Origin of the sequence: Neisseria sp. P0020.S005 (genome assembly GCF_051957055.1) — a bacterium.
Taxonomy (GTDB): Bacteria; Pseudomonadota; Gammaproteobacteria; order Burkholderiales; family Neisseriaceae; genus Neisseria; species Neisseria subflava_A.
In genome coordinates, this window is sequence record NZ_JBQCWV010000007.1 from 1 (window position 1) to 17725 (window position 17725).

Below are 17725 nucleotides of genomic sequence, written 5' to 3' on the forward strand. Positions count from 1 at the left end.
GGTGGAGGAGCTGAAAAACGTGAAGGGCATCGGTGATGCGGTACTGAACAAATTGAAGGCGGAGGCGACGGTTTCTCCTGCCGCGCCTAAGGCCGCACAGCCTGCCGTGAAAAAATAAGCCTGACGGACGTTTGTGCCGTATATGCCGCCCAGAGGCTGAACCGTTTGCCGGTTCGGGTTGATGGGCGGCTTTGTATGGGCAGTGGCAATGAAGACTTGGACCAATGGGGGCTTTTATTGGGCAATAACTGAAAATACCGAATCCCTGTGCTTGGGTTTCAGCTGTGGAGTACCGAGGGTTATTTTGCAAAGGTATCAGGCCGTCTGAAAACTTGAAAGAATCTGAAAACTTGAAAGAAGCAGCTGTCTGTTAAATGTGCGATAATGCGGAAGATTTCATGGGTGTGGTAGGAACATGGTTGTGATTGTCCGACAGGATAATGTCGGGCAACGATGGAATCGGTTTGCTTGAAACGCCCGCCTGTTGCGGGCTTTTTTATGGGAAGGAATGGTCATGCCTAATCCGCTTTATCGGCAACATATTATTTCAATTTCAGATTTGACGACGGAGCAGCTCGAATTACTGCTTCAGACGGCCTTGAAGTTGAAAAAGCAGCCTCGTGAAGATTTGCTTGAAGGCAAATTGATTGGTTCGTGCTTTTTTGAACCGTCCACTCGTACGCGTTTGTCTTTTGAAACGGCGGTACAGCGTTTGGGTGGGAAAGTTATCGGTTTTTCCGATGGTGCGAATACCAGCGCGAAAAAGGGTGAAACGCTTGCAGATACTGCGAGGATTATTTCCAGCTATACGGATGCGATTATTCAGCGACACCCGAAAGACGGTGCGGCCCGTGTGGCGGCTGAATTTTCGAGCGTACCTGTGATTAATGCCGGCGATGGTACCAACCAACATCCGAGCCAGACGCTTTTGGATTTGGTAACGATTTATGAAACACAAGGCAGTTTAAGCAATTTGAAAATTGCGATGGCCGGCGATTTAAAATATGGCCGTACGGTACATTCATTATGTCAGGCGCTGAAGCGTTGGGGTTGTGAATTTGCGTTTGTTTCCCCTCCTAGCTTGGCGATGCCGGACTATATCACTGAAGAACTGGAAGAGGCCGGGTGTCCTTATCAAATTTTGCCCGGCTTGGAAGAAGCGGTCGAATGGGCGGATATTTTGTACATGACCCGCGTTCAGCGCGAACGTTTTGATGAGCAGGAATTTGCCAAAATCCAGGGTAAATTCAATCTTGATGCGTCAATGTTGGCAAATGCCAAACCCAATTTGCGCGTCTTGCATCCTTTACCGAGGGTAGATGAAATTCATCCGAATGTGGATAAAACACCTCATGCCTATTATTTTGAACAGGCAACCAATGGTGTGTATGCACGGATGGCGATTTTATCTTTGGTATTGAACGAAGAAGTTTAAGGAGCGAAAGATGGAAAACTCAAAACTTAGCGTTGAAGCGATTGAACAAGGTACGGTAATTGACCATATTCCTGCCGGTAAAGGCTTGGCCATTCTAAGGCAATTTAAGCTGCTGCATTATGGCAGCGCGGTTACGGTCGGCTTTAATTTGCCCAGCAAAACGCAGGGAAGCAAAGACATTATCAAAGTCAGCGGCGTATGGTTGGATGCCAATGCGGCTAACCGTTTGGCTTTATTTGCCCCTGAAGCAGTGGTAAACAAAATCGATCAGTTTAAAGTAATCGATAAACAGCATTTGTCATTGCCGGAGGAAATTTCGGAAGTGTTCCGCTGCCCGAATACCAATTGTGCCAGTCATGGCGAGCCGGTCATCAGCCGCTTTTATGTCCGTTCACATAATGGTCAGACGCGTTTGAAATGTCATTATTGCGAAAAAACCTTCTCGCGTGATTCGGTTGCCGAAGCCTGATAAAAATCTCAGGCCGTCTGAAAACACAGCCGTGCGGTTTGAGTTGTCTGCTTGAGACATCAGTTTCATAAAAAGCAAGATATTAAGCAAATTGCGTTAAAATTACGTTAAAATAATGCCTTCTGAGTTGATGACATCATTTGCTCAAAAGGCATTATTTTTTATAACACGACACGAAATGTAGGAAAACTTATGCACTCATCCATACTAAGCCGGTTTGCCCCAATTTTATACGTCTTGATTTTCTTTGCCGGATTTTTGGCAGCACAAGTTTGGTTTAATCAGCAAGCCTATTTGACCAACCTTCCCCTTTTAGTCACTGCCATTTCTGCCGTTGCATTGGTTTGGTTGATTTGGGCTGTCGTCTCTGCGCGATCCAAAGCAAAAAGCAAGATGTTGCACCGTGAGCAGCTGATTCAAAAAGAAAGCATTCATCCTGTTTTGCATGCGACGTTGCAACGTTCTGACGGGCAAACAGATTTATTGGTTTTGGTTGTCCGCAATAGCGGTAAGGGCTTGGCGAAGAATGTGCGTTTCGAGGCAGAGCCTTTGCCTGATCACTTGCCGAGCAAGCTGGTTGCCGATGCGGTTATGCGCTTGGAAATGTTTTCCGGCGGTGTAGATATGCTGGCATCGGGCGAATTGTATGGCAGCGTGTTTGCAAGTATGTTGGCGCTGGCTGCCGAATTGCCAGATCAGACATTTGGTGGCGTGTTGAAACTGAAGGCCACTTATGAAAATGCCTTTGGCGATCAATGCACTTCTGAAAGTGTCTTGGATTTGGGCATACTGAATTTCAATTTGTTAGAAATTAAATCCAGTGGCGAGCAAAAGCCCCGCAAGAAATTGTTGTATTGATATTCAAAATATGCAGGTCGTCTGAAACCGAAATACTTGGTTTCAGACGGCCTGTTGTTATTTTTCAAATGATTTTTGAAGAAAAAGAGGCGTATCGGGTATAATAATCAAAGAATTCGAAACGGATTGTCAGGATCGGCAAGCCGTCTCATCATTATCGTATTTCAAAACCTTACTGATATTTTTTTAATCATCTGTTGCTATGTATCGGAACTTTTTCTGATGTTGGCACTGGCGAAATATTCCTTCAGCCATTTACTTTCAGGAAGTTGCTTATGTTAGTGTGTAATCCTTATGAAGTTGTGATCCATGGTACAACCAGCAAAGGCAAGATTTTCCGACCAAGCGACTGGGCGGAGCGCCTGTGCGGTATTTTGTCTTCCTTCACTAAAGACAACCGCCTTTCCTATTCGAATTGGGTGCGCCCGATTTTGGTGGACAATGTTCGTTGTGTGGCAGTCGATAAAAAACTGGAAGAAGACAATCCGCAAATGTTCCGTTTCTTGATGGATTTTGCAGCGGATAACGATTTGCGCGTGATTGATTGCAAAGCCTTACTCAAAGAGCAGGAGAGCAAACAGCAGGGCGAAGTGCCGGTCGAGCGCGTTTTGTTGGCGCAGGCGATTGAAGAAAAACATGCCGCCGAGCGTGCCGAAGCGGCCAATGCGCAGCCTGAGCCCCAAGCTGCCGCGCCTGTGGTCGGCGTATTGCGTGAAATTCCGCCGGAAGAAACCGCGACTGCTTTTGCGGCACTGAGCATTTTGCGTTCTTCTTTGACTGATATTCACCGTTTCGTCGAACAAATCAACGAGCACCAGCGCAAAACCGGCTACCGCCTGTTGGGTATTTTTGAAGAAGGCAAACAAAATGCCGTGGCCGTATGCGGTTTCCATACTGCACATAACTTGGCCAGCGGTTACCATATCCATATTGATGATCTCGTAACCATGCCGCAATGCCGCCAAAAAGGCTATGCTTCTCGCTTGTTGGAAGAAGTACGCAAAATCGGTGCGGAAACTGGCGCGACCAAAATCCATCTGAATGTCCATGTTAACCATGACCGTGCAGGTGCGCATCGTCTCTACTTCAAAAACGGATTTGAAATTTGCGCTTACCATTTCCGTTGCGATCCGAAATAATTTTTGTAGAAAGAGGGAATCCAATGTTGAAGATTTTGACTGCGGTTGTTTTGACACTGAGCTTGGCGGCCTGCGCATCGGGCAGCGGAGGCAGCTCGCAAATGTATGGTGAGATTAAGGCCGGTGTAGAAACCAGCCATCAACGTTGAGATATACAATGACAAGGCCGTCTGAAATAGGTTTTCCTGTTTCAGACGGCCTTTTTGCAGCTTGATTAGAGGGGCGTGACGGTGTCGTCAGTGGCTACAGTCCGATGTAAGCGATACCAATTGTACAGGCGCAAGATGCACAAGAAAGCGATGATGGGCATGCAGGCTGCGGTAACCAGATAACGCGGGTTGCTGAAGTTTAAAACGTTGTGCCCGGAAAGCAGCGACAAAGCGGCATGCAACCATTCCCACAAAGACGAAATGCTGAATGCCAAAACAGCCAACAGGCCGAGGGTTCGGAAAATACCGATGGGCAGGATTTGTTGGCGTAATACGGCGCGGTTGAGTTGGAACAAAACAATCAAACCGAAGCCGATGATACAGACCATGCCGCCGTTGGCGACGATTTGCAGGCTGTTGAAGGCAATGTCGGGCGTAACGGAAATTGTACCGGACTGGTTGGCGGCGGTTTGTTGCAAATTTAAGCCTTGCATGACATTAAGTACGAAACCGTAGATCAGGTCGGCCAAAACGATGCCGATGGGTAGCGGAGTCAAAAAACGTTTCATGGATCAGTTGGGTATTCTATTAGTATGAGGGAGGCCGTCTGAAAATTAAACATGACGACGTGAGAGTGTATTGTATCCGATAGAAAAGTAGGTTAATGCAAAAATAAATTTAGTTTAAGTCAGAAAATGATGTAATTTTACGCCAACATTATTGCATTAAGAGTACAATCTTCTTCATTATCAAACGTGAAATCAACAGGAAAGGACGTTTACATGAGCCAATTGCAACGTGATTTAACCCGTATCAGCCACAATACCAAAATTGTTGCCACACTGGGTCCGGGCAGCAACAATGTGCAATTGTTGGAAGACATGATCCGTGTCGGCGGTCTTAATGTCGTCCGTTTCAATTTCAGCCACGGTACGCCGGAGTTCCATGAAGAAAATGCCCGCATCGTGCGCGAAGCCGCGAAACGCGCAGGCCAGGAAGTGGCTATTCTGGCCGATTTGCAAGGCCCGAAAATCCGTGTCGGCAAAATTGCCGGCGGCAGCATCGAGCTGAATAAAGATGAAACCTTGATTTTAGATGCCGCACTTGAAGGCGAAGGCACACGCGAAGCGGTGGGTTTGGACTACCGTGATTTGCCGAATGACGTCGCTGCCGGCGATGTTTTGTGGCTGGATGACGGTCTGTTGACTTTGACCGTTGAAGCGGTTGAAGGAAGTAAGATTATTACAAGAGTAGAAAACAGCCATGTGCTGAAAAGTAACAAAGGTATCAACAAACGCGGCGGCGGCCTGTCTGCCGGCGCGTTGACCGAAAAAGACTTCCGCGACCTGAAAACGGCGATTGCCATCGGTTGCGACTACTTGGCCATCAGCTTTGTGAAATCTGCCGAAGATTTGCACATCGCACGCGCCAAAGTCGAAGAAGAAATGAAAGGCAGCACTGCCGTACGCCCCGGTTTGGTTTCCAAAATCGAGCGCGTAGAAGCCATTGAAAACCTGGACGAAATCATCCTTGCCAGCGACGGTATTATGGTTGCCCGCGGCGACTTGGCAGTGGAAGTCGGCCATGCCGCCGTACCCGCACTGCAAAAACGCATGATCCGCCGCGCCCGTGAGTTGCGCCGCTTCAGCATTACCGCAACTCAAATGATGGAATCGATGATTACCAACCCCGTACCGACCCGCGCCGAAGTCAGCGACGTGGCCAACGCAGTATTGGACGGTACCGATGCGGTGATGTGTTCCGCCGAAACCGCCGTCGGCGCGTATCCGTTTGAAACCGTCAGCCAAATGGCGATTATTTGTGCGGCTGCGGAAAAAGAACAAGATTCGCTCAACGGCGTTGCCGAACAGGTCGATTATCCCGAAGCCGTCAGCACCAACTTGGCGATTGCCGGCGGTGCGGTCAGCGTGGCGCGCGCGGTTCACGCCAAAGCTATCGTTGCCCTGACTGAAAGCGGTTCGACCGCCTTCGAAGTCAGCCGCCACAACATCACCCTGCCGATTTTTGCCCTGACGCCGAGTGTTTCAGCACAACGCCGCATGGCGATGTACCGCGGCGTGCGTCCGTTGATTTTGGCAACCAGTACCGATCACGATACCGCGCTGAACGAAGTGGAAGCCATGCTGGTAGAACACAAAATCCTCCAAAGCGGCGACCAATACATCATTACCAGCGGTTCGCAAATGCGCGAATCTGGTTCGACCAATACGCTGGAAGTGTTGCAGGTTAAATAATTGCAGTGATCCGATGATTGGAAAAGCAGGCTGTTTTAGCCTGCTTTTTTTGTGTAAAAAAAGAAAAGATTAGGCAAAAATAATGATGTAGTATAGAATTGAGTGCCTATACTACATCAATAAAGGACGTTTCAGACGGCCTTTTTCTTTGTCCGCTACTTTCACGGTAAACCAAAATGATTCATTTCAATCTGAAAAAAACAGCATTTATTTTAAGCGCAGCACTGTTATCTACCGCCGTCCAAGCCTCCGGCTACCACTTCGGCACACAATCCGTTAACGCACAAGGCACAGCCAACGCCGCCGCCGCCGAAGCCGCCGATGCATCAACCATTTTCTACAATCCGGCCGGTTTGAGCAAAATCGACAGCAGCCAAATTTCCGTCAACGCCAATATCGTTTTCCCAAGCATTCATTATGAGGCGGAATCTGCGAAACACTTCCGCACGGGTGCCGATGTCAGCGGCTCGACCAGCGGCAAAATTACCGAAACCACCGTTGCTCCGCACGTCTATGGTGCATACAAAGCCAGCGACGATGTAACTTTGGGTTTGGGCGTGTACGTTCCCTTCGGCTCTGCAACCGAATATGAAAAAGATTCCGTCTTGCGCCACAACATCAACAAACTGGGTTTGACCACCATCGCCATCGAGCCGGTAGTCGCGTGGAAACTGAATGAGCAGCACGCCGTCGGTGCTGGTTTGATTGCCCAATATTCCAAAGCCGAATTGCGCAAATACTCCGACTGGGATGCTTCCGGCGCCATCAGCCAGTTGGCCAGCGGCTTGGCTTCCCGTCAAGCAGGGCGTCCCGTTGCTGTCGATGCGACCGGCAAAGCTGACGGTCATGCCGATGTAAAAGGCCACGATTGGGGCTTCGGCTACCAACTGGCGTGGATGTGGGACATCAACGATCGCGCACGCGTGGGTGTGAACTATCGTTCCAAAGTATCGCATACACTGAAAGGCACTGCCGATTGGGAAGCGGACGGCGCATATGCAAAACGCGCTTGGGATTTGGGTGCAATGGCTGCACGCGGTTATGTGCCGAACGAAAAAGCCAGCGTGAAAATTGTCACGCCTGAGTCTTTGTCTGTTCACGGTATGTACCGCGCCACCGACAAAACCAACCTGTTCGGCGATGTGACTTGGACACGCCACAGCCGCTTCAACAAAGCCGAGCTGGTGTTTGAAAACACCAAAAAAGTTGTCAACGGCCAATCCGACCGTACCGTCATTACGCCTAACTGGCGCAACACTTATAAAGTTGCATTCGGCGGCTCTTACCAAGTTACCGAACCATTGCAACTGCGTGCCGGTATCGCTTTCGACAAATCACCGGTTAAAAGCGCTGAAGACCGCATGAACAGCCTGCCTGACGGCAACCGTATCTGGTTCTCCGTTGGTGCCAAATATCAACTGGGTAAAAACCATGTTATCGATGCGGCGTACAGCCATATCCACATCAATGACACGGTTTACCGCACCGGCAAAGCCAGCGGCAACGACGTAGACAGCCGCGGTGCATCTTCTGCACGCTTCAAAAACAAAGCAGACATCTTGGGCTTGCAATACACTTACAAATTCAAATAATCGGATTTGAGTTGTAGATAAAAAGGCCGTCTGAAGATTTCAGACGGCCTTTTTGATTGGAAGGAACAGATGGAACAATCAACAGGCAATAAATGGCGTGCCGTGCTTTTCATATTTCCGATTTGAATGGCAGAACGGAAAGACGAAAAGCCTATTACCGGCTGTAGAAATGAGAAGTTGTTTGCGCTTTAAACAACGTGTTACAGATTTCTTTATTCTGATGGGCAGCAATCAAAAGGCCGTCTGAAAAACAGGTTTTCAGACGGCCTTTATTTGACGGATGGCTGCTAAAAGAGCTCAATCAGCTGCGGACTTCTAGTTCGATTTCTCTTTCCTGTTCGTCTTCGGCCGGTTTGTCCATGGTTTTTTCATCGGCCATATTGTCCAAATCGCGGCCGGGTTCGGAGGCGGTATCGCCGATGGAAACGCTGTTCAGGCTTTCCAAAATAATGGCTGAGGCCAGATGGTCGGATGTGCGGTACACCATTGCCAAACCGATTTCTTCCGCCGGAATGGAAACCAATTCAACCGTATCTTTGTCTTTCGGCTTGCGAATCAGGTTGTTGGACAGATTGACACGGACTTGGCGGCCGCGTTTGTAGAGGCTGACCACAGTGCCTTTGTCCAAGCCGTCGAGTTCGCCTTTATCCAAAGTAATGGTTTGGAACTGGCCGGCTTCGCCCACGCCGTCGAAGATGGAAACGACTTTGGCCTGAATTGGACGGGCAGGGGCGTGAGGCATCACATTGAAGCTGTCGAGGCCTTCGGGCAGTTTCAGCAGATAGTCGTCTTTGCGGATTTCGGAAACGGCTTCTTCGATAACCAAAGGTTGCGCGGACTGGGTGCGCAGCTTCATGGCTTTGTTGACTTGGGTGTAATACTCGTTGCTTTTGAGTTTTTCGTCAGAAGCGCGGGTACGGTGTTCCAATGCGGAGTCGGTGTAAGGCAGCGTGTTGGCGATGCCGCTGAACACGACTTCTTGACCGAGGAATTTGCCGGTTTCCGGATCGGTGATGTTTTTATTGACGCGGTAGGTCAGGTAGCGGCCGGGTTCGGTCAGGCCGTATGCGTACACGCGGTTGCCTTGGGTGTAGAGGACGCGGTTGTCGGGGCCGGCAATCAGGCGCGGCGCGTTGGCGGTTTCTTCTGGAGCGATAATCTGCGGATGTTTCATGAACATGCGGTAGAGATTGACGTTGACAGTCGGAATGCCGTAGCCGGAAGTTTCGCGTACGCGCGGATGCAGTTTGATCACGGGAATGCCGTCTGAACGGGTTTGGGCATGTTCAAAACCCAGTCGTGGCTGGCCGTTGACGTAGCGTAAAACCAACACCTGACCCGGATAGATCAGATGCGGATTGCGGATGGCGTTGCGATTGGCGCCCCAAAGGCGGTTCCATTGCCATGGGCTGTACAGATATTTACCGGAAATACCCCACAAGGTATCGCCGTTTTTAACGACGTAGCGTTGCGGCGCATTGGGGCGGATTTTTAAAGAAGCTGCCTGAGTGTGGGCAGAAATAGCCATGCCTGCTATGCAAAGCAGGGTTATAATACGTTGTTGCATAACCGTTCCCCTTGAAATCGATTCGGTTTGTCTTCAGATGATAAACAGAGAAGGCTGGAGTTTGCGAACTGCCGCCCATTCATCAATACGATAACGAACGGCCTCCGTCGCGCTATCTTAACATTTTTCGGCGTTATTTTAGCATTGAATGTTGCTGTCATGACAGGAGATTGTGGCGGCGGAAACCGAATCTGTATGAAAATCACACATCAGCTTTATAAAACGAGAATATTATGGCTTTACTGAACATCCTCCAATACCCTGACGAGCGTTTGCACACGGTCGCCAAACCTGTTGAAAAAATCGACGAGCGCATCCAGACATTGGTTGCCGATATGTTTGAAACCATGTACGAAGCACGCGGTATCGGCTTGGCGGCCACTCAGGTCGACGTACACGAGCGCATCGTCGTGATGGATTTGACCGAAGACCGCAGCGAGCCGCGCGTGTTCATCAATCCCGTCATTGTCGAAAAAGACGGCGAGACAACTTATGAAGAAGGCTGTCTGTCCGTACCGGGCATTTACGATACCGTGACCCGTGCCGAGCGCGTCAAAGTTGAAGCCTTGAATGAAAAAGGCGAGAAATTCACGCTGGAAGCAGACGGCCTGCTGGCAATCTGCGTGCAGCACGAATTGGACCACCTGATGGGCATCGTGTTTGTCGAACACTTATCGCAGCTGAAACAAGGCCGCATCAAAACCAAACTGAAAAAACGTCAGAAACACACCATCTGACCTGCGCATCGCTTAAAGGCCGTCTGAAAAGACAAAACAGAAGGCAGACTTCGGTTTTCAATCTTTCAGACGGCCTTTTCAGCTGAAACAGTTTGCCCAACGCGCCCATTCAAACCATTTCCACAAGGACACAACATGAAAGTCATCTTTGCCGGTACGCCCGATTTTGCCGCCGCCGCCTTGAAAGCCATCGCCGCCGCAGGTTTTGAAATTCCGCTGGTGTTGACCCAGCCCGACCGCCCCAAAGGCCGCGGTATGCAGTTGACCGCATCGCCGGTCAAACAGGCTGCCTTGGAATTAGGTTTGACCGTGGCGCAGCCGGAAAAGTTGCGCAATAACACCGAAGCCCTGCAAATGCTCAAAGATACGGGCGCGGATGTGATGGTGGTGGCCGCGTATGGCTTGATTTTGCCGCAGGATGTGTTGGATACGCCCAAACACGGCTGCCTCAATATCCACGCTTCGCTGTTGCCCCGTTGGCGTGGCGCGGCACCGATTCAACGTGCGATTGAAGCCGGCGATGCCGAAACCGGCGTGTGCATCATGCAGATGGACATCGGCTTGGATACCGGCGATGTGGTCAGCGAACACCGTTACGCCATTCAACCTACGGATACTGCCAACGAAGTGCATGACGCGTTGATGGGTTTGGGTGCGGAAGCGATTGTGGCCGACTTGCAGCGTTTGAAGGCGGAAGGCCGTCTGAACGCGGTTAAGCAGCCTGAAGAAGGCGTTACCTACGCCCAAAAATTGAGCAAAGAAGAAGCGCGTATCGATTGGAACGAAAGCGCGGACATTATCGAACGCAAAATCCGCGCCTTTAACCCCGTACCTGCCGCGTGGGTCGAGTATCAAGGCAAACCGATGAAAATCTGGCGAGCCGAAGTGGTGGCCAAACAGGGTAAGGCAGGCGAAGTATTGTCTTGCACTTCAGACGGCCTGCTGGTGGCGTGTGGTGAAAATGCGCTGAACATCACTGAATTGCAGCCTTCCGGCAGCAAACGCATGAGCATACAGGCATTTGCGGCAGGCAGAACGATTGAAGTCGGAACGGTTTTGTAACAGGCTGGAAATCAACGTAGAGGAAAGAAGACAATGGCTGTTTTTGAAGTGGTCGAAGGCGATATTACCCGATTGGCAGTCGATGCGATTGTCAATGCTGCCAATTCATCGCTGTTGGGCGGTGGCGGCGTAGACGGTGCAATACACCGCGCCGCGGGCAAAGAGCTGCTGGACGAGTGCCGCACTTTGGGCGGTTGCCGCACAGGCGAAGCCAAAATAACCCAAGGCTATCGTTTGCCTGCGCGTTTTGTCATCCACACGGTCGGGCCGGTATGGTTTGGCGGAAAACAAAATGAAGAGGCTAAATTGGCACAATCCTATGCCAATTCCTTGCTGCTTGCCCAGAAACACGATCTTCACAGCATCGCCTTTCCGTGCATCAGCACCGGTGTGTACCGCTTCCCGGCCGAAGCCGCCGCGCGTATCGCTTTGGAGAGTTTGAAGCAAACCCTGCCGCAATGTCCGGCAGTGGAAAAAATCATCTTTTGCTGTTTTTCCAAAACAGATGCCGAATATTATCGGGCATTGCTGGCTACCGAACAGGCCGTCTGAAATCCGCCGAACACTTGAAATCAAATATAAATCAGAAAGCAAAAATATGAGTATGTCCCTCGCCCAAAAACTGGCCGCCGACAGCGTTGCCGCAGTTGCCGAAGGGCGCAATCTTCAGGATGTCTTGGCGGAAATCCGCGCGACGCATCCGCAGCTGACGGCGCAGGAAAACGGCGCGTTGCAGGATATTGCCTACGGTTGCCAACGTTATTTGGGCAGTTTGAAGCACATGCTTGGTCAAATGTTGAAGAAGCCGATTGACAATCCGCAGCTTGAAAGCCTGCTTTTGGCGGCGATGTACCAACTGCATTACACGCGCAATGCGTCTCATGCCGTGGTCAATGAAGCGGTGGAAAGCATTGCCAAAATCGGTCGCGGCCAGTTCCGCTCGTTTGCCAATGCGATTTTGCGCCGCTTTTTGCGTGAACGCGACAAGCTCGCGGCTTCCTGCAAAAAAGACGATGTGGCGAAACACAATTTGCCGCTGTGGTGGGTGGCTTACTTGAGAAACCATTATCCGAAACATTGGCACAACATTACCACTGCGCTGCAATCGCATCCGCCGATGACTTTGCGCGTCAACCGCCGACACGGCAATGCCGAAAGCTATTTGGAAAAACTGGCTGCGGAAGGTATTGCGGCCAGGGCTTTGGACGAATACGCCGTGATGTTGGAAGAAGCCGTGCCGGTAAGCCGCCTGCCCGGTTTTTCAGACGGCCTGGTGTCGGTGCAGGATTTTGGTGCGCAACGTGCTGCCTATTTGTTGAACCCGAAAGACGGCGAACGCATCCTCGATGCCTGTGCGGCGCCGGGCGGCAAGACAGGCCATATCTTGGAACTGGCAGATTGTCATGTTACCGCTTTGGATATAGACGAAGGCCGTCTGAACAGGGTGAAGAGTAATCTTGACCGTTTAGGCTTTCAAAATGCCTCTTTGGCTTGTGCCGATGCGCAGGACTTGACAGCGTGGTATGATGGCAAGGCCTTTGACGCTGTCTTGGCCGATGTGCCGTGTACCGCTTCGGGTGTGGCGCGCCGCAATCCCGACGTCAAATGGCTGCGCCGACCGACCGATGCCGTCAAAACCGCACGCCAACAGGAAGCATTATTAGACGCACTGTGGCAGACCCTGACGAAAAATGGCAGGATGTTGCTGGCTACCTGCTCGGTCTTTGTCGAAGAAAACGACGGTCAGTTGCAAAAATTCCTTAACCGCCATGCCGATGCTGAGTTGATCGAATCGCATGTGCTTTTACCGAACAAACATCAAGATGGCTTTTATTACGCGCTTATTAAAAAGCAGTAAAACGCTGATTGTACCGCTCTTGCTCGCCGTGTCGTTGAATGCGGCGGGCGAGGGCATCAGTGCGACCCGTGCCGAGGCAAAGCTGACCCATGCCGGACAGCTTTCTGTCAGCAGCCGTTTCCGCACCGACCTGCCCGACCAGCTTAAAGAAGCACTCAAACAGGGTGTCCCCCTGCATTTCAATTTGAGTTGGCAGCTGTCAGCGCCGTCCATGTCGTCTTATAAATTCAAATTCGACCAGCTGCTCAACAACGACAGCACGATTCAATACAAATTGTCCTTCCATCCACTGACCAACCGCTATCGCGTTACCGTCGGTACGTTTTCTACCGAGTACGATACGCTTGAGACTGCCTTGCGCGCAGTGGGCGCGGTCGCGAATTGGAAGGTTTTGTCCAAGGGCGCGCTGAGTGATGTGGCCGCTAAAGACACGAAGGCTGAAATCCGCCTGCTGCTGACAACCGCCAAGCTGCCCAAACCGTTCCAAATCAATGCCCTGACTTCTAAAAACTGGCATTTGGATTCCGGTTGGAAATCCTTGTCGGTCGTGCAGGAGTAAACCATGCGCCGCTTTCTTCTGATTGCCGCCGTATTCGCCGTTGTTTTGTTGTACGGTCTGACTGTTGCAACGGGCAGCAGCAACGTATTGTCCGATTATTTCTGGTGGATTGTCGCCTTGTGCGGCTTGCTGTTGCTGGTGTTGGCGGCGGTGTTGGTGCGCTATGTCGTGCTTTTGATGCGCGACAACAGCAAAAGCGTGTTCGGTTCGCAGATTGCGCGTCGGCTGTCGGGGATGTTTACCTTGGTTGCCGTATTGCCGGGCGTGTTTTTGTTCGGTATTTCCGCCCAGTTTATTAACGGTACGATTAATTCTTGGTTTGGCAACGATACCCATGAGGCTCTAGAGCGCAGCTTAAACTTGAGCAAATCCGCGCTGAACTTGGCGGTAGACAACGCTGTCAGCAACGCCACGCCGGTGCAGATCGACTTAATCAGCGCCGCTTCGCTGGACGGCAACTTGGGGCAAACGCTGACCCAATCCGCGCTTACTGCCGACTTTGCCCAGCTGGCGCTTTATAACGCGACCACCCATAAAGCCGAGAAAAGCATCAACCCCCTGAAACTAAATCAACCCGAGCTTAACAAAGAAGGATGGGAGCAGCTGGAGCAGACCGGCTCGGTACGCAGTTTGGAAAACATCGGCGGCGTGCTGTATGCTCAAGGCTGGATGCTGATCGGTACGCATAAAAATCAGGATTATGCGTTATTTTTCCGGCAGCCGATTCCGAAAGATGTTGCCCAAGACGCGACGTTGATTGAAGCGGCCCGCGCCAAATATGCCGAGCTGAGTTATACCAAAAAAGGCCTGCAAACCTTTTTCTTGTCCACGCTGTTGGTCGCGACATTGTTGGCTATCTTTTTGGCTTTGGTTATGGCTTTGTATTTTGCCCGTCGTTTTGTGGCACCGGTGTTGTCGTTGGCAGAGGGCGCGCGGGCGGTGGCTCAGGGTGACTTCAGCCAGACCCGGCCGGTATTCCGCAATGACGAGTTCGGCCGTTTGACCCAATTGTTCAACCACATGACCGAGCAATTGGCGATTGCCAAAGAGGCAGACGAGCGCAACCGTTTGCGCGAAGAAGCCGCCCGCCATTATTTGGAATGCGTGTTGGAAAGTTTGACCACAGGCGTGATTACTTTGGATGCCGATGGCCGTCTGAAAACCTTTAACAAGGCTGCCGAACAGATTTTGGGCGTTTCGCTGGTGTCTTTGTGGGGCAGCAACTGGCATCAATGGCACGGCAAATCGCCGCAGCAAACCCTGTTGGCCGATGTGTTTGCCGCCATTAATGAAACCGCCGACAGCGACAAACCCGTCCAAGTCGAATATGCCGCGCCCGACGATGCCCGAATCTTATTGGGCAAGGCCACCATCCTGCCGGAGGATAACGATAACGGCGTGGTGATGGTGATTGATGACATTACCGTCTTGATACGCGCGCAAAAAGAGGCCGCATGGGGCGAAGTGGCGAAACGCTTGGCGCATGAAATCCGCAATCCGCTTACGCCTATCCAGCTTTCTGCCGAGAGATTGGCATGGAAATTGCATGATAAACTTGACGAGCAAGACGCCCAAATCCTCAGTCGTTCAACCGATACCATCGTCAAACAGGTTGCCGCGCTGAAAGAAATGGTCGAAGCATTCCGCAATTATGCGCGTGCGCCGTCTCTGAATTTAGAAAAACAAGATTTAAACGGTTTGGTGTCGGAAGTATTGGTATTATATGAGGCCGGCGCGTGCAAATTTAATGCACGGCTCAACACGGATGCTCTGCCGATTGCCGCCGATACGACGGCGATGCGCCAAGTGTTGCATAACCTATTTAAGAATGCCGCAGAAGCGGCGGAGTCGGACGAAGCGCCGCAAGTAAACGTCGAAACAGGGCGCGAAGGCGGACAGGTTTTCCTGACCGTCTGCAACAACGGTAAAAGTTTCAGCAAAGAAATGCTGCACAATGCTTTTGAGCCGTACGTTACCGACAAACCGACAGGAACGGGGCTGGGTTTGCCCGTTGTGAAAAAAATTATCGAGGAGCATGGCGGCCGTATCAGCCTGAGCAATCAGAACAGCGGCGGCGCGTGTGTCAAAATAGCTTTACCGGAAATGGCAGAAACTTATGCGAAGCAGTGATATTTTGATTGTAGATGATGAAGTAGGCATCCGCGACCTGCTCTCCGAAATCCTTCAAGATGAAGGCTATACCGTCACTTTGGCTGAAAATGCCGAAGAAGCGCGCCAATTGCGTTATCAAACGCGTCCGGCCATGGTGTTGCTGGACATTTGGATGCCCGATTGCGACGGCATCACTTTGTTGAAAGAGTGGGCGAAAAACGGCCAACTCAATATGCCTGTTGTTATGATGAGCGGTCATGCCAGCATTGACACCGCGGTTGAAGCCACTAAAATCGGCGCGCTCGATTTTCTGGAAAAACCGATTGCCCTGCAAAAACTCTTGTCTGCGGTAGAACGCGCCTTGAAACATGGCGAAGTTCAGACGGCCTCCGGCATGACTTTGGACAAACTGGGCAACAGCCCGGTTATTCAAGAAATGAACGGCAGCATTGAAGCGGCCGCCAAACACAATCGCCCGCTGTTGTTGGCCGGTGAGGCAGGCTCGCCGTTTGAAATTGTCGCCCGCTATCTGCACAAAAGCGGTACGCCTTGGGTGGCAACCGACCGTGTCGAACACATTGTCGATACGCCGTTGGAGTTGTTGCAAAAAGCATCGGGCGGTATTTTGTATGTCGGCGATATTGCCCGTTACAGCAAAAATATCCAAAACGGCATTGCTTTCTTGCTTGAAAAAGCCGACCGCTACAATGTCCGTGTGATTGCTTCATGCGGCTTTAAACGCGGTGAGAGCGCTGATGACGTCGTTGCCGGCCGACTGGCGGAGCTGTTGAAAGAGTGCATCAATGTTCCTTCTTTGCGCAGCCAACCGGACGATATCGTCTTTTTAATCAACCGCATCATGACCGATTTGGCCGAAAGTCAAAAAATCCAGCCGGTAAAATTCAGCGATAGCGCGTTGGTGGTTTTGCGCCAATACGATTGGCCGGGCAATTACGACCAGCTTGCCGAAACAGTGAAAAACATCATGTTGGAATCGGACGGCAAAGAAGTGGACGATCAGGCTGTTGCCGTGGCTTTGGGTCAGAAGGAAAACGCGACGGCGACAGAAATCATCGGTGGCTTCAATTTCAATATGCCTTTGCGCGAATTGAGGGAAGAAGTCGAGCGCCGCTACTTTGAGTACCACATCGCCCAAGAAGGCCAAAATATGAGCCGCGTGGCGCAAAAGGTCGGTTTGGAGCGTACACACCTTTACCGCAAACTCAAACAACTCGGTATCAGCGTATCGCGCCGCAGCGCCGACAAATCCGAAGAATAAGCGCAATATCGGTTCAAACATAAAAGAGGCCGTCTGAAAGCCATCAGGTTTTTCAGACGGCATCGTCATTTGACGGTTTGCTTAGGCAAGCAATACTTTATAAAAATAATGATATGGCTCGGCATTGTTATTTTGCCTTTTAAGCCGAAAGAATACGAAAGTCGGCAAAACTGCTCAGATTACAACTGAGTCGGAAAAACACTATACATTGATTATGTCTGAATCAATGCACCAAGAATTGAAAAAATATTGTGCTCAACATGGTATTTCTTTGAAAGATTTTGTCATTCAGGCGATTCAAAATGAAATGCAGCAGTAATGGCTAAAACATAAAGATATAAATATGCTTTAATGTAAAGATGTACTTTTGAAAAGGAGTTATCCAATGTTAGGATATTTTGATTATGAAGTAGCTTTAGAGATTTTAGGCCAAAGTCAGCAGTCTTTAGTTCAGGCTCGCTATGATGAATACAATAAAGAAAACCCAAATCCGGAGCTTTTGAAATTTCTACGTAGCCGTATGGCCGTTGTAGATGAGCTAATGGATAACTTAAAACCTGATGATGAATATCTGATTAGTCGTATATTGGATAAAAATGATGTTCTGAGAAAGTTACTGTGATGGGAAACTAAAGCTTTATATCAATAAAATTT

17 protein-coding genes and 1 pseudogene are annotated in these 17725 nt (G+C 50.4%); 16 read left to right on the forward strand and 2 right to left on the reverse strand.

Annotation, left to right across the window (positions count from 1 at the left end; genetic code table 11):
• From ACTHTU_RS06760 to ACTHTU_RS06785, 6 genes and pseudogenes are all read left to right on the forward strand, one after another.
• A pseudogene (locus ACTHTU_RS06760) lies at positions 1-118 on the forward strand (ComEA family DNA-binding protein); the annotation flags it as partial.
• Between the two features lie 396 nt (positions 119-514).
• Positions 515-1435, forward strand: a complete 921-nt coding sequence (gene pyrB, locus ACTHTU_RS06765; protein WP_049322220.1) for an aspartate carbamoyltransferase — start codon at positions 515-517, stop codon at positions 1433-1435.
• 10 nt (positions 1436-1445) lie between these two features.
• Positions 1446-1904 (forward strand): aspartate carbamoyltransferase regulatory subunit, encoded by a 459-nt coding sequence (pyrI, locus tag ACTHTU_RS06770; RefSeq protein ID WP_070813707.1) that lies wholly within the window; start codon positions 1446-1448, stop codon positions 1902-1904.
• Between the two features lie 192 nt (positions 1905-2096).
• A complete protein-coding gene (locus ACTHTU_RS06775; protein WP_070813706.1) occupies positions 2097-2762 on the forward strand; it encodes a hypothetical protein in 666 nt (221 codons plus the stop codon).
• A gap of 275 nt (positions 2763-3037) precedes the next feature.
• A complete protein-coding gene (locus tag ACTHTU_RS06780; RefSeq protein WP_049336349.1) occupies positions 3038-3901 on the forward strand; it encodes a GNAT family N-acetyltransferase in 864 nt (287 codons plus the stop codon).
• Between the two features lie 23 nt (positions 3902-3924).
• Positions 3925-4050, forward strand: coding sequence for a hypothetical protein (locus ACTHTU_RS06785; RefSeq protein ID WP_263339083.1), 126 nt, complete (start codon positions 3925-3927; stop codon positions 4048-4050).
• Positions 4051-4115: 65 nt separating this feature from the next.
• On the opposite strand, the gene ACTHTU_RS06790 is transcribed toward ACTHTU_RS06785, so the two are convergent.
• Positions 4116-4619 (reverse strand): hypothetical protein, encoded by a 504-nt coding sequence (locus tag ACTHTU_RS06790; RefSeq protein WP_263339080.1) that lies wholly within the window; start codon positions 4617-4619, stop codon positions 4116-4118.
• Positions 4620-4832: 213 nt separating this feature from the next.
• On the opposite strand from ACTHTU_RS06790, the gene pyk reads away from it, so the two are divergent.
• Together pyk and ACTHTU_RS06800 are read left to right on the forward strand one after the other, a co-directional pair.
• Entirely contained in the window at positions 4833-6305 is a 1473-nt protein-coding gene (gene pyk, locus ACTHTU_RS06795) for a pyruvate kinase (RefSeq protein WP_440362143.1), read from the forward strand.
• 176 nt (positions 6306-6481) lie between these two features.
• Positions 6482-7897 (forward strand): OmpP1/FadL family transporter, encoded by a 1416-nt coding sequence (locus ACTHTU_RS06800; RefSeq protein WP_128582159.1) that lies wholly within the window; start codon positions 6482-6484, stop codon positions 7895-7897.
• A 301-nt stretch (positions 7898-8198) separates the two neighbouring features.
• On the opposite strand, the gene ACTHTU_RS06805 is transcribed toward ACTHTU_RS06800, so the two are convergent.
• Positions 8199-9464 carry a LysM peptidoglycan-binding domain-containing protein gene (locus ACTHTU_RS06805; protein WP_107724234.1) on the reverse strand — a complete coding sequence of 422 codons (1266 nt, stop codon included), beginning with the start codon at positions 9462-9464 and terminating at the stop codon, positions 8199-8201.
• Positions 9465-9697: 233 nt separating this feature from the next.
• Between ACTHTU_RS06805 and def the strand changes: the two genes are divergently transcribed.
• From def to ACTHTU_RS06845, 8 genes are all read left to right on the forward strand, one after another.
• Positions 9698-10201, forward strand: coding sequence for a peptide deformylase (gene def / locus ACTHTU_RS06810; RefSeq protein WP_003678675.1), 504 nt, complete (start codon positions 9698-9700; stop codon positions 10199-10201).
• Positions 10202-10336: 135 nt separating this feature from the next.
• Positions 10337-11263 (forward strand): methionyl-tRNA formyltransferase, encoded by a 927-nt coding sequence (gene fmt / locus ACTHTU_RS06815; RefSeq protein ID WP_440362144.1) that lies wholly within the window; start codon positions 10337-10339, stop codon positions 11261-11263.
• A 33-nt stretch (positions 11264-11296) separates the two neighbouring features.
• Positions 11297-11815 (forward strand): O-acetyl-ADP-ribose deacetylase, encoded by a 519-nt coding sequence (locus ACTHTU_RS06820; RefSeq protein ID WP_440362145.1) that lies wholly within the window; start codon positions 11297-11299, stop codon positions 11813-11815.
• 46 nt (positions 11816-11861) lie between these two features.
• Positions 11862-13121: a 16S rRNA (cytosine(967)-C(5))-methyltransferase RsmB gene (rsmB, locus tag ACTHTU_RS06825; RefSeq protein ID WP_440362146.1), complete on the forward strand. Its 1260-nt coding sequence runs from the start codon at positions 11862-11864 to the stop codon at positions 13119-13121.
• Entirely contained in the window at positions 13087-13680 is a 594-nt protein-coding gene (locus ACTHTU_RS06830) for a DUF4390 domain-containing protein (RefSeq protein WP_004520180.1), read from the forward strand. The genes rsmB and ACTHTU_RS06830 overlap by 35 nt, the downstream gene beginning before the upstream one ends.
• A gap of 3 nt (positions 13681-13683) precedes the next feature.
• The gene (locus tag ACTHTU_RS06835) at positions 13684-15810 is read left to right on the forward strand and encodes a sensor histidine kinase (protein WP_107724229.1); all 2127 of its coding nucleotides are present in this window, start codon (positions 13684-13686) and stop codon (positions 15808-15810) included.
• On the forward strand, positions 15797-17071 hold the full coding sequence (locus tag ACTHTU_RS06840) for a sigma-54-dependent transcriptional regulator (protein WP_049331243.1): 1275 nt from the start codon (positions 15797-15799) through the stop codon (positions 17069-17071). Before ACTHTU_RS06835 ends, ACTHTU_RS06840 begins: the two co-directional genes overlap by 14 nt.
• Positions 17072-17456: 385 nt before the next feature.
• Positions 17457-17693, forward strand: a complete 237-nt coding sequence (locus ACTHTU_RS06845; RefSeq protein WP_440362147.1) for a hypothetical protein — start codon at positions 17457-17459, stop codon at positions 17691-17693.
• Positions 17694-17725: the final 32 nt, after the last annotated feature.

What these genes read in the sequence shown, in the direction of transcription:
- ACTHTU_RS06785 (WP_263339083.1), top strand. Translation starts at nt 3,925, where the DNA reads ATGTTGAAGATTTTGACTGCGGTTGTTTTGACACTGAGCTTGGCGGCC.
- ACTHTU_RS06820 (WP_440362145.1), top strand. Translation starts at nt 11,297, where the DNA reads ATGGCTGTTTTTGAAGTGGTCGAAGGCGATATTACCCGATTGGCAGTC.
- ACTHTU_RS06840 (WP_049331243.1), top strand. Translation starts at nt 15,797, where the DNA reads ATGCGAAGCAGTGATATTTTGATTGTAGATGATGAAGTAGGCATCCGC.
- ACTHTU_RS06805 (WP_107724234.1), bottom strand. Translation starts at nt 9,464, where the DNA reads ATGCAACAACGTATTATAACCCTGCTTTGCATAGCAGGCATGGCTATT.
- fmt (WP_440362144.1), top strand. Translation starts at nt 10,337, where the DNA reads ATGAAAGTCATCTTTGCCGGTACGCCCGATTTTGCCGCCGCCGCCTTG.
- ACTHTU_RS06790 (WP_263339080.1), bottom strand. Translation starts at nt 4,619, where the DNA reads ATGAAACGTTTTTTGACTCCGCTACCCATCGGCATCGTTTTGGCCGAC.
- ACTHTU_RS06845 (WP_440362147.1), top strand. Translation starts at nt 17,457, where the DNA reads ATGTTAGGATATTTTGATTATGAAGTAGCTTTAGAGATTTTAGGCCAA.
- ACTHTU_RS06775 (WP_070813706.1), top strand. Translation starts at nt 2,097, where the DNA reads ATGCACTCATCCATACTAAGCCGGTTTGCCCCAATTTTATACGTCTTG.
- def (WP_003678675.1), top strand. Translation starts at nt 9,698, where the DNA reads ATGGCTTTACTGAACATCCTCCAATACCCTGACGAGCGTTTGCACACG.
- ACTHTU_RS06830 (WP_004520180.1), top strand. Translation starts at nt 13,087, where the DNA reads ATGGCTTTTATTACGCGCTTATTAAAAAGCAGTAAAACGCTGATTGTA.
- rsmB (WP_440362146.1), top strand. Translation starts at nt 11,862, where the DNA reads ATGAGTATGTCCCTCGCCCAAAAACTGGCCGCCGACAGCGTTGCCGCA.
- pyrB (WP_049322220.1), top strand. Translation starts at nt 515, where the DNA reads ATGCCTAATCCGCTTTATCGGCAACATATTATTTCAATTTCAGATTTG.
- ACTHTU_RS06800 (WP_128582159.1), top strand. Translation starts at nt 6,482, where the DNA reads ATGATTCATTTCAATCTGAAAAAAACAGCATTTATTTTAAGCGCAGCA.
- ACTHTU_RS06780 (WP_049336349.1), top strand. Translation starts at nt 3,038, where the DNA reads ATGTTAGTGTGTAATCCTTATGAAGTTGTGATCCATGGTACAACCAGC.
- ACTHTU_RS06835 (WP_107724229.1), top strand. Translation starts at nt 13,684, where the DNA reads ATGCGCCGCTTTCTTCTGATTGCCGCCGTATTCGCCGTTGTTTTGTTG.
- pyk (WP_440362143.1), top strand. Translation starts at nt 4,833, where the DNA reads ATGAGCCAATTGCAACGTGATTTAACCCGTATCAGCCACAATACCAAA.
- pyrI (WP_070813707.1), top strand. Translation starts at nt 1,446, where the DNA reads ATGGAAAACTCAAAACTTAGCGTTGAAGCGATTGAACAAGGTACGGTA.